This window comes from Vibrio sp. 10N.222.55.C7 (assembly GCF_041473335.1).
In the GTDB taxonomy this organism is placed as follows: Bacteria; Pseudomonadota; Gammaproteobacteria; order Enterobacterales; family Vibrionaceae; genus Vibrio; species Vibrio crassostreae_C.
This window is the reverse complement of sequence record NZ_JBFRSC010000028.1, coordinates 23,727-34,703: the sequence shown is the minus strand read 5'-3', so window position 1 is coordinate 34,703 and position 10,977 is coordinate 23,727. Positions and strand designations below refer to the sequence as shown.

General features: G+C 45.4%; 10 protein-coding genes. 8 read left to right on the top strand and 2 right to left on the bottom strand.

The window, feature by feature from the left end; genetic code table 11:
• Nucleotides 1-24: 24 nt before the first annotated feature.
• Entirely contained in the window at nucleotides 25-1,758 is a 1,734-nt protein-coding gene (gene argS, locus AB4482_RS10270) for an arginine--tRNA ligase (RefSeq protein WP_372180900.1), read from the bottom strand.
• A gap of 347 nt (nucleotides 1,759-2,105) precedes the next feature.
• On the opposite strand from argS, the gene AB4482_RS10265 reads away from it, so the two are divergent.
• Nucleotides 2,106-2,702 (top strand): VOC family protein, encoded by a 597-nt coding sequence (locus AB4482_RS10265; RefSeq protein WP_017070298.1) that lies wholly within the window; start codon nucleotides 2,106-2,108, stop codon nucleotides 2,700-2,702.
• A 315-nt stretch (nucleotides 2,703-3,017) separates the two neighbouring features.
• Here the strand turns inward: AB4482_RS10265 and purU are convergent, their stop codons facing one another.
• Nucleotides 3,018-3,851: a formyltetrahydrofolate deformylase gene (gene purU, locus AB4482_RS10260; protein ID WP_029235131.1), complete on the bottom strand. Its 834-nt coding sequence runs from the start codon at nucleotides 3,849-3,851 to the stop codon at nucleotides 3,018-3,020.
• 301 nt (nucleotides 3,852-4,152) lie between these two features.
• On the opposite strand from purU, the gene AB4482_RS10255 reads away from it, so the two are divergent.
• The 7 genes from AB4482_RS10255 to fadD all read left to right on the top strand — a co-directional run bounded on the left by AB4482_RS10255 (nucleotide 4,153) and on the right by fadD (nucleotide 10,878).
• Nucleotides 4,153-4,353: a hypothetical protein gene (locus tag AB4482_RS10255; protein WP_017062381.1), complete on the top strand. Its 201-nt coding sequence runs from the start codon at nucleotides 4,153-4,155 to the stop codon at nucleotides 4,351-4,353.
• Between the two features lie 160 nt (nucleotides 4,354-4,513).
• The gene (locus tag AB4482_RS10250; protein ID WP_372180899.1) at nucleotides 4,514-6,442 is read left to right on the top strand and encodes an ATP-dependent DNA helicase; all 1,929 of its coding nucleotides are present in this window, start codon (nucleotides 4,514-4,516) and stop codon (nucleotides 6,440-6,442) included.
• A gap of 59 nt (nucleotides 6,443-6,501) precedes the next feature.
• Nucleotides 6,502-7,203 carry a tRNA (adenosine(37)-N6)-threonylcarbamoyltransferase complex dimerization subunit type 1 TsaB gene (gene tsaB / locus AB4482_RS10245; protein WP_171732101.1) on the top strand — a complete coding sequence of 234 codons (702 nt, stop codon included), beginning with the start codon at nucleotides 6,502-6,504 and terminating at the stop codon, nucleotides 7,201-7,203.
• A gap of 72 nt (nucleotides 7,204-7,275) precedes the next feature.
• On the top strand, nucleotides 7,276-7,581 hold the full coding sequence (locus AB4482_RS10240) for a hypothetical protein (protein WP_017062378.1): 306 nt from the start codon (nucleotides 7,276-7,278) through the stop codon (nucleotides 7,579-7,581).
• A gap of 35 nt (nucleotides 7,582-7,616) precedes the next feature.
• Nucleotides 7,617-8,177 carry a Slp family lipoprotein gene (locus AB4482_RS10235; RefSeq protein WP_017067373.1) on the top strand — a complete coding sequence of 187 codons (561 nt, stop codon included), beginning with the start codon at nucleotides 7,617-7,619 and terminating at the stop codon, nucleotides 8,175-8,177.
• A gap of 48 nt (nucleotides 8,178-8,225) precedes the next feature.
• Nucleotides 8,226-9,077 carry an alpha/beta fold hydrolase gene (locus AB4482_RS10230; RefSeq protein ID WP_372106505.1) on the top strand — a complete coding sequence of 284 codons (852 nt, stop codon included), beginning with the start codon at nucleotides 8,226-8,228 and terminating at the stop codon, nucleotides 9,075-9,077.
• Between the two features lie 106 nt (nucleotides 9,078-9,183).
• Nucleotides 9,184-10,878 (top strand): long-chain-fatty-acid--CoA ligase FadD, encoded by a 1,695-nt coding sequence (gene fadD, locus AB4482_RS10225; protein ID WP_372180897.1) that lies wholly within the window; start codon nucleotides 9,184-9,186, stop codon nucleotides 10,876-10,878.
• Nucleotides 10,879-10,977: the final 99 nt, after the last annotated feature.

The following is a 10,977-nucleotide window of genomic DNA, read 5'->3' as shown; positions in this document are numbered from 1 at the left end:
CTCGAATCTCGAATCTCGAATCGCTTACATGCGCTCTAGAGTGTCGATACCTAGAAGCGATAGACCTTGCTTGATCGTCTTCGCTGTTAGTGCAGCAAGCTTCAGACGGCTCTGCTTAACAGCTTTGTCTTCAGCAACTAGGATAGGGCAAGCTTCGTAGAAGCTAGAGAATTGACCAGCTAGTTCGAATAGGTAGCTACACATGATGTGTGGTTGACCTTCACGAGCAACAGACTGTACTGCTTCTTCAAACTGTAGAAGTTTCGCGATAAGCGCTTTCTCTTTCTCTTCAGTGATTTTGATTTTACCTTCAAGCGAGTCCATAGAAATGCCAGCTTTAGCAAATACAGAAGCAACACGAGTGTATGCGTACTGCATGTATGGTGCTGTGTTGCCTTCGAATGCAAGCATGTTGTCCCAATCGAACACGTAGTCAGTAGTGCGGTGCTTAGAAAGGTCTGCGTACTTAACCGCTGCCATAGCAACAGTGTTCGCGATCGCTTTCTTCTCGTCTTCTGCTAGTTCTGGGTTCTTAGATTCGATTAGCTGCGCTGCACGAACTTCGGCTTCATCAAGAAGATCAGCAAGACGAACAGTACCGCCTGCACGAGTCTTGAATGGTTTACCGTCTTTACCTAGCATCATGCCGAATGCGTGGTGCTCAAGAGAAACAGATTCTGGGATGTAACCTGCTTTACGAACGATAGTCCAAGCTTGCATTAGGTGCTGGTGTTGACGTGAGTCGATGAAGTAAAGAACGCGGTCTGCGCCTAGTTCTTCAAAACGGTATTTTGCACAAGCAATGTCGGTTGTTGTGTAAAGGAAGCCGCCGTCGCGTTTCTGGATGATAACGCCCATTGGGTCACCATCTTTGTTTTTGTATTCGTCTAGGAATACAACTTGTGCGCCGTCATCTTCTTTAGCAAGACCTTGCTCTTTCAGATCCGCAACAATAGTTGGAAGCATGTGGTTGTACATGCTTTCGCCCATTACGTCATCACGTGTTAGAGACACGTTTAGACGATCGTAGTTGCGTTGGTTTTGAATCATTGTTACGTCAACAAGCTTCTTCCACATCTCTGCGCAGAACTCGTCGCCGCTTTGCAGTTTAACAACGTAGCCACGTGCTTTAACTGCGAACTCTTCGTCTTCATCGTAGAGCTTTTTAGATTCACGGTAGAAGCCTTCAAGGTCAGCAAGTTCCATTGAAACTTCACCAGACTCAGCCTGAACGCGCTCAAGGTTTGCGATAAGCATACCGAATTGAGTACCCCAGTCACCGATGTGGTTAGCGCGGATAACGTTGTGGCCTAGGAACTCAAGAGTACGAACGACCGCATCACCGATGATGGTTGAACGTAGGTGACCAACGTGCATCTCTTTCGCAACGTTTGGTGCAGAGTAATCCGCAACAATTGTTTGTGTTTCTGCTACTGCAACACCAAGGCGAGAATCAGCCAATGCTGCGTCTGCTTGTTGTGCTAGGAAAGCTTCATCTAGGAAGATGTTAAGGAAACCTGGGCCTGCGATTTCTACTTTAGAAGCGATACCGTCTAGGTTTAGAACGTCCAATACTTTTTGAGCAAACTCTCGAGGATTAGTGCCTAGTCGCTTAGCAACGCCCATAACGCCGTTTGCTTGGTAGTCACCAAATTGTGGTTTTGCAGATTGGCGAACAGCCGCAGGAGAGCCTGCAGGTGCGCCTGCGGCTTCTAGAGCCTGAGATACTTTGTCATTAATAAGTGCTTGGATATTCACACGCGTTTCCTTCAATTCAAGGATGATAAGAGTGGCCGTTATTTCGAGGTCATTAAATTGGTTAATTATGCATCTAGTTAACGATTTAATGCCGAAATGAACAACAGACACTGTTTAAGTTCACAAAAATGGCGTTAATCATACCAATTTTGTGGGGTTTCTTATAGGTCGAATTGATAGAAAATTAACATTTCCTGAGTGGTTTTTGACAATCGACTTTTAGCAAGACGCGTTTGCATGTTTAAGGAGCGAAAAGAACATAGTTATTGAGTGTTTTTTGTAAAAGCAACGCTTGTTGCAAAAGGCAAAACTGATAACATGCAGCCATTATTTGGAGAACACAGACAATGATGATGAGCCTGAAGCAAGCTGAACTAGAACCACAACAAATGATCGCCCGCCTTGATACTTTTATGGCAAAAATCGAGAGCCTAGGAAATACATTAGGTTTGGATTTAAGCTTTGCTCAAGCGGATCATATTGCGCTGCGAATCAATGACACTGAGCTAGCGAAATCTGCCCATCAAGCGTGGTCTGAGTACGGCTCTATGATTTCTGAGGCGATGATTAATGGTCGTCCAATTGTGGTGTTGGCTTTCGATGAACCCTTGCAAAGCCTTGGCTGGAAAATTGAATGTTTGGAGCTGCCATATCCAGCAGAAGGTAAGATTTACCCAAGCCAAGATTGGGAACATGTAGAGTTTGTGATTCCTTCTCATGCCCAAACAGCTGATGAGTATCTAGCGGATCTTAAAGAAACTTACCCGCAGTTCGCTGCTAACTTTGAAACGCTGGGTGAGCAAGGCGTTAAGATCAAACTCTCTAGCCCGAAAGGCGAGGGTGAACGCTTGAATAACCCAACAGTGGCTTTTAAACATCAAGGGATTTGCATCAAGCTGCATCCACACTCTTTGAAGAAGATTGTGGAATCAGAACAGGCTTAATTTGAATAGAGAGTTGCTAGGAAAGAGATTCCTGATCTCGCCTTGGCTCGTCGGAATGACGGGGTGTTCGATGAAATTTTCCAGAGTCTATCTTTGGATAGTGACAGACTGAGCGTTCGAGAGCGTATGTTAGAGCCTATAGCTCGAAGGTTCATCACCGAGTTCGTCATTCCCGATAGCGACGAAGGAGCGTAGTCGGGAATCTCTCAAAGCGAGTCTGATCATCAGATACAAAAAACGCGCGATGGGCTTTCCCTATTGCGCGTTTTTTATTGGGTTCTAACTGGAAGTCTTACCGGAAATCGAATATCCGATTTACAGAATTACAGTCTTGTTGCCGTAAACAAACACATGATCATTGATCACCTTGTTTAACGCCTTACTTAATACATTCTTCTCTACGTCACGACCGGCTTGTGCCATGTCTTTCGCGCTGAAGTTGTGATCCACAGGGATAACATCTTGCTTGATGATTGGACCTTCATCCAAATCATTCGTCACAAAGTGTGCCGTTGCGCCAATGATCTTCACGCCGCGCTCATACGCTTGTTGGTATGGCTTCGCGCCAATAAATGCTGGCAAGAAGCTGTGGTGGATATTGATGATCTTGTGGTGGTATTTTTCAACAAAACCTGGTGTCAGCACTCGCATGTACTTAGCCAAAACAAGGTAATCCGCCTCGTACTGGTCAATCACTTCTAGCATCTTCTTCTCATGTTCTTCACGGTTTAGCCCTTCGTGAGAAACATGGTGGTAAGGGATGTCAAAACGCTCGGTTAGGCTTTGTAGAATGTCGTAGTTACCGACAACGGCCGCAATTTCAACGTCTAAGCTGCCATCGAAGTTCTTCATTAGAATGTCGCCAAGGCAGTGTGCTTCCTTGGTCACGAGTATCACAACACGCTTGCGAGACGAATCAACAAGCTTACGTTTCGTATTTGGTGGCAGGGCTTGGTCTAAATCGGCAAGCAAGGTTTCATCATTGAAATAGCCTTCCAGCTCGGTGCGCATAAAGAAGTGGCCACTTGTGTTATCTACGAACTCATTGTTGTGAATAATATTGAGTTGGTGCTTATAACAAATATTGGTGATCTTAGAGATGAGGCCCGGGGCATCAGTACAATGTGTTAGTAAAGTTTTTCTTTCCATTTGCATCTTACTTCCATGAAATGTTGCACTTATTATATGAAATAGGGATTCTTCAAATTTAATGCAGGCCGTCGAACGGTGAACTGAGCCGCAATATCACCGTTATAATTAATCTATTATCAAGTTGGTTTCAACAAATTCTGCTGCTGATTTATCGCTTTGATAAATTGTTTGATATAGAAATATCAGTTTTTAGATAGAAAAACAGGCAGAAGCTTCATTTTTAAAAGTTTTGACCGTAGTACGCATTTGAACTTCAACCGAGGCATTTACGCCTTGGCCAAAAATAGAGGTGATACTTATGGATAAAGAGTTACTAGCCAAAAAACTGTACTGCAAGCGAGTGAATTCATTGGCGAGAGGTACCGAATTAGATGGTCATGTTCTAGATGAAATGTGGGAAAGTAAGACCTCACCAACCGATGCAGCGAAAGCCATACAGCCTGGTGATAACCATTTTGAAGGTGCTCCTTGGCTATCACGTTATCTCAGTCGAAAATAAAAACGATTCTCTAATTCCTACTTCTTCAATTCTTACCTTCAAGGTAACTTAAGCCACGTCAAGCCAAGCCAAACACCTCCGGTGCGAAGTCATTCTTGATTCGCGCCGGCTCACTAAACCTGCCATAATTCTCCTTCTCTTTTTCTAAACTTCGTACTCTATGATATCTAAAACGTTTTCTGCTGATGGCGCTCTGGGCAAAGCTATCCCTGGGTTTCAACCAAGACAAGCTCAGTTAGACATGGCTGAAGCGGTTTCACAAGCTATTGAAAATCAAAGCCAGTTGGTTGTTGAGGCTGGAACAGGTACTGGTAAGACGTTTGCTTACCTAGTGCCTGCGCTGCTTAGTGGCAAGAAAACCATCATTAGTACGGGGTCTAAAAACCTTCAAGAGCAGCTGTTTCACCGAGATTTACCCTTGATGGTCGATGCGCTTGGCTTTTATGGTCAAGTTGCGTTGCTCAAAGGACGTTCAAACTATTTGTGTTTGGACAGACTCAGCCGCCAAATGATCGAGAGTCATGGTGCTCATACCGATCCAACGCTGCTGGCTCAGTTAGTCAAAGTTCGTAGTTGGTCGTCATCCACTCAAACGGGTGATTTAGGCGATTGTGATGATATCGCTGAAGACAGCCCGGTTATTCCAACCATTACCTCGACCAATGATAATTGCTTGGGTAAAGAGTGCCCAAGCTATACCGATTGCTTTGTGCTTAAAGCGCGTAAAAAAGCGATGGATTCCGATGTGGTGGTCGTAAATCACCACCTTTTCCTAGCTGATTTGGCGATCAAAGAAACCGGATTTGGCGAATTGATACCTGAAGCTGACGTGTTTATTTTCGATGAAGCACATCAACTTCCTGACATCGCCAGCCAGTACTTCGGACAATCGGTTTCCAGTCGACAGATCCAAGAGTTAGCCAAAGACATTGAAATTGCTTACCGAACTGAAGCCAAAGACATGCGTCAGCTACAGAAAGTAGGGGATAGGCTCGTTCAATCGTCAGCCGATCTGCGTATTGTGCTTGGTGATACCGGCTTTCGTGGTAACTGGCGCGAAGCTTTGAAATCCGAGTCGATTGCACGCGAGTTAGTTCGTTTGCAAGATGCTCTGCAACTTGCTGTTGATGTATTGAAGTTAGCACTTGGGCGAAGCCAGCTGTTAGATACCGCTTTCGAACGCGCAAATATGATTAAGTCGCGTATCGAACGTGTGTGCGATGTGTCGATCACTGGCTATTCGTATTGGTATGACACTACACCGCGCCACTTTGCTCTGCACATCACGCCTCTTTCGGTTGCCGATAAATTCCACGAACAAATCGAGCTTAAACCGGGTGCTTGGGTGTTTACTTCAGCAACGCTAGCGGTGTCGGATGATTTCGAACACTTTACTTCTCGATTAGGGTTAAAACCGTCGTCACAGTTTTCACTGCCGAGCCCGTTTGATTATCCGAATCAAGCGCGCTTGTGTGTGCCTCGTTATCTTCCAGAACCGAATAGCCCCGGTCTCGCGGATAAGCTAGTAAGAATGCTGACTCCTGTGATTGAGCAAAACCAAGGCCGCTGTTTCTTCTTGTGTACTTCACACAGCATGATGAAAGAGTTGGGGGAGCGATTCCGTGAAACCCTCTCGGTTCCCGTTCTATTGCAAGGTGAGACAAGTAAGCAAAAAACCTTAGCCGAATTCATGGAATTAGGTAACGCATTGCTGGTGGCTACAGGTGCTTTCTGGGAGGGGATAGATGTTAGGGGCGACGCATTAAGCTGTGTTATCATCGATAAATTGCCCTTTACAGCCCCTGATGACCCTTTACTTAAGGCTCGAATCGAGGACTGTAAGCTAAAAGGGGGTGATCCTTTTGCACAAGTACAGTTACCAGACGCAGTGATTACCTTGAAACAAGGTGTTGGCCGATTAATACGTGATAAACGTGATAATGGCGCTTTAATTATTTGCGATAACCGCTTGGTGACCCGCGATTACGGTGGTGTGTTTTTGGCGAGTTTACCGCCTATCCCACGTACCCGTGACTTAGGGATCATTAAAGAATTCTTAGCTAAAGACCATTCAACCGCTGCTGAGTAATTGGCATTGTTGAGCTTAGCCATTATTTTTAGATTAGATAACGAATATTTGAGACACGAATGAGCGCGAAAATTCTTGCAGTAGATACCGCAACTGAAAACTGTTCAGTTGCACTAGTAATGGGTGACCAGGTGTTCGCACGTAGCGAAGAGGCTCCTCGAGACCATACGAAAAAAATTCTACCTATGGTTGATGAAGTACTGAAAGAAGCGAATGTCGCTTTAACCGATATCGACGCAATCGCGTTTGGCCAAGGTCCAGGCAGTTTCACGGGTGTGCGTATTGGTATTGGTATTGCTCAGGGCTTGGCTTTTGGTGCGGATTTACCAATGATTGGTGTCTCTACACTGGCAGCGATGGCGCAAGGCAGCTACCGTAAATTTGGTGAAACTCATGTAGCAACAGCGATTGATGCGCGTATGAGCGAAGTGTACTGGGCTCGTTACAGCCGCGAACAAGATGGTCGTTGGACTGCGGTTGATGCCGAATGTGTAACGCCACCAAGTGAACTGGCTGCGCAGTTAGAAGCAGATTCTGAAATATGGGCGAAAGTCGGTACCGGCTGGGAAGCTTATGCCGAGCATATGGATACACTTGCGATCAACACCAAAGCGTGTGAAGTGCTATTCCCAGAAGCTCAAGATATGGCGTTCCTTGCTCAATTTGCTTATGCAGAAGGTAAAGCGGTTGCAGCAGAAGAATCTGAGCCAGTTTATCTTCGTGACAAAGTGACTTGGAAGAAACTGCCAGGTCGCGAATAATTTTTACAAGGTTCTGATGCAAATTAGGTCTAAATGCGTATTATTTAGATTTGAGAGGGCAGATATTTAGTCATGGTATCAATTAACAACTTACCTCCTTCTTCGATAGGCAGCACGTCTAAGCCGAATCGAATTAAAAAGAAGGAGCAGGCAAAAAAATCTGATGCTAGCACTGCGGTTGGGCAACCGACTAAGGTCGCTAATGCTGTTTCTCACTCTATTCGTCAAGTTAAAGAGTCTGAACTACACAAGGCTCAAATCCAGTATGATCTTCCAGAAGGCCGAGGACGTAAGGCTATGGAAGAGTATATGGATGTAATGAATCAGGCGAAGAAAGAAGAACTTGCAAAGCTTATCGGTGTCGATATCTACATCTAGAGCTTCTTATTAATGCCTGTTTAAGGACCAGAACCATGTCAAATTATCTCTCTAAATTACGCTTAATAGCCCTTTCTCTTGGTGTCTTGGTACTTGCCGGGTGTTCATCACTTCCTAGCGAACTTGAAGCAAAATCAGAGCCTGTAATTAGTGATTACCAACAGTGGGTCGACCAACTACCGGAGGCGAAAAGTGTTCGATTGGGTGGCGTTATCTCTAAAGTAACCAACTTGAAAGATAAGACTCGAATCGAAGTTGCTAATATGCCGATTTCGAGTAGCGGTAAGCCAGACCTAGACGCAGAGCCAAGCGGACGTTTTGTTGGTTATATTGAAGGGTATGTTGAGCCTCTAAGTTTTGCAGAAGGCCGTCTGATTACACTGGTTGGTCAGTCAAGCGGAAGTGAAGATGGAAAAATAGGGGAATACCCTTACATCTTCCCTGTGATGAAAGTGGACAACCAACGACTGTGGAACATCACTGAGCGTGTTGTTGTTAACGATTTTGCACCAACCTACTACTCGTGCAGAAGTTTACATTGTCGCAGTTTTCAAACGATGCCAAGACAAGGTCGAGTGATACAGGACGTAGAGTAATTAACTTTTTAGACGTTGATTGCGCAAACAGATGGAACTAAGTGTTTGATGATTGAAAAGTCATACTCCCTCGCGAGCGGGACGCTTGCAACACAACAGATTGGCAACCCACAAACGACCGCAACGACGGTCGTTTTTATTCATGGGTGGTTGGATAATTCGTCCAGCTTTAATCCGGTTATGCAGCAAGTCGCCAAGTTTGCGCCCAATGCTCACCTTGTTGCTATCGATCTCTTCGGACACGGCTTCTCGTCGCACAAATCGGGAAGTTACTACCCATTTCATGATTATATTGATGACTTGCATCAGTTGGTGACTAAATTATCGCCAAACAGACTGGTACTGGTAGGACATTCACTTGGTGCATTGATCGCAAGTTGCTATAGTGCCGCCTTTCCTGAAAAGGTGTCAGGATTAATTCAAATTGAAGGTCACGGACCTCTTTCAGAAGCTCCCCAAGAAACGGTTTCTCGCTTGAGAGATGGGGTACTCAGTCGTCTTCGACAGCGAAGAAAGCCTTCACGTCCTCTGGCAAGCCTTGAGGATGCTATTAAGCTGAGAGCTCACGCCAATCAAATCAATGCTGAATTAATTGCTCCTATTGTCGAGCGAGGAATTGTCGAGTTAGATAACTCTTGGCAATGGCGATGCGACCCTAACCTAAAATGTGACTCGTTATATCGAATGTCACAGGCGCACGCTGAAGCGATCATGGCGGCTATTGAATGCCCTCAATTAATAGTTTTAGGAAATGATGGATTCCGACATTTGCAGCATAATCGCTACAAATCAGCCCATAGTTCTCTGAATATAGAGACTGTTCCTGGCGGACATCATTGCCATTTAGAGAGCCCGGAGCTAGTTTCAGAGCTAATTCTTGGTGTAGTTAACAAAATTTAAACAAGTGTTTGAGCCTTTTAGTGCTCATGCACTAAAGCTGTGCTGTAATACCGCAATGATAAAAAGCGGCGAAGCAGTCGTCAGCTGATAAACGAGGAGTAACATAGTGGACAAACCTTGGCTTTCACGTTATCCAAGTGACGTACCAGAGACGATCAACCCAGATCAGTACCCATCTCTTATTGAAATGTTCGAACAGTCAGTACAGAAGTACGCAGACCAACCAGCATTCGAGAACATGGGGTCTATCATGACATTCCGTAAGCTTGAAGAGCGCAGTCGTGCTTTTGCTGCTTACCTGCAGAATGATCTAAAACTGAAGAAAGGCGATCGTGTCGCGCTGATGATGCCAAACCTGCTGCAATACCCAATTGCACTCTTTGGTGTACTGCGTGCCGGTATGATTGCAGTGAACGTCAACCCACTGTACACACCTCGTGAGCTTGAACATCAACTGAACGATTCTGGTGCAAAGGCGATTGTTATCGTATCTAACTTTGCGAGCACGCTAGAGAAAGTCGTTGATAACACGCCGGTTAAACACGTTGTTCTAACTAGCCTAGGGCAAATGCTGCCACGCGCGAAAGGGACAATTGTCGACTTTGTAGTGAAATACGTAAAAGGCATGGTGCCTAAGTATGATCTGCCGGGTGCTATCTCATTTCGAAAAGCACTGCATAAAGGCCGTCGGCTACAGTACGTGAAGCCATTTATGGCGGGTGATGACATCGCGTTCCTACAGTACACTGGTGGTACAACAGGTGTAGCTAAGGGCGCAATCCTAACGCACCGCAATATGATTGCGAACGTACTTCAAGCGAAAGGGGCTTACGGTCCTGTTCTGCAAGAAGGCCGCGAGTTGGTTGTAACAGCACTGCCGCTTTACCACGTATTTGCACTGACCGTGAACTGCTTACTGTTTGTTGAGATGGGTGGTCGTAACCTTCTAATTACTAACCCTCGTGATATTCCAGGTTTCATTAAAGAGCTACAAAAGGTTCCGTTTACCGCGATTACTGGCGTAAATACCCTGTTCAATGCGTTGGTAAATAACGAAGATTTCCATGAATTGGATTTCAGTAACATGCGTTTATCTGTTGGCGGCGGCATGGCGGTTCAACGCGCTGTTGCTGAGCAATGGAAGAAAGCAACAGGCGTTCACCTATTGGAAGGCTATGGGTTAACCGAGTGTTCACCACTGGTAACGGGTAACCCATACGATCTAAAAGACTACACAGGTGCAATCGGCCTACCTGTACCATCGACAGAAGTTCGTATTGTTGATGATGAAGGGAAAGTAGTAGGCAATGACCAAGTGGGTGAGTTGCAGGTTCGTGGCCCTCAAGTGATGCAAGGTTACTGGCAGCGCCCTGAAGCGACTAAAGAAGTGATCGATCAAGACGGTTGGCTATCTACAGGTGACATCGTTAAGTTTGATGATGAAGGCTTGTTGTACATCGTAGACCGTAAGAAAGACATGATTCTTGTGTCTGGATTCAACGTTTACCCGAACGAGATTGAAGACGTAGTGGCTCTGCATGGCAAAGTGTTAGAAGTAGCAGCTATCGGCCAGCCTCATGAAGTGTCTGGTGAGTTAGTTAAGATCTACGTGGTTAAGCGTGACCCTAGCCTAACCAAAGAAGACATTATCGCGCACTGTCGTGAGCACCTAACGGGTTACAAGATCCCTAAATTAGTCGAGTTCAGAGATGATCTTCCAAAGACTAACGTAGGTAAGATCTTACGCCGCGTACTGCGTGAAGAAAACGATGCAGAACTTGCGAAACGCGCTAGCAAATAATTAGCCCGTTTACGCGAAAGTACTGCACCATAACCATTGAGGCGCTTAATCTAAGCGAGCGCTGAAAAATGGTGTTAGAATGCCGACAGTTAATGTCGG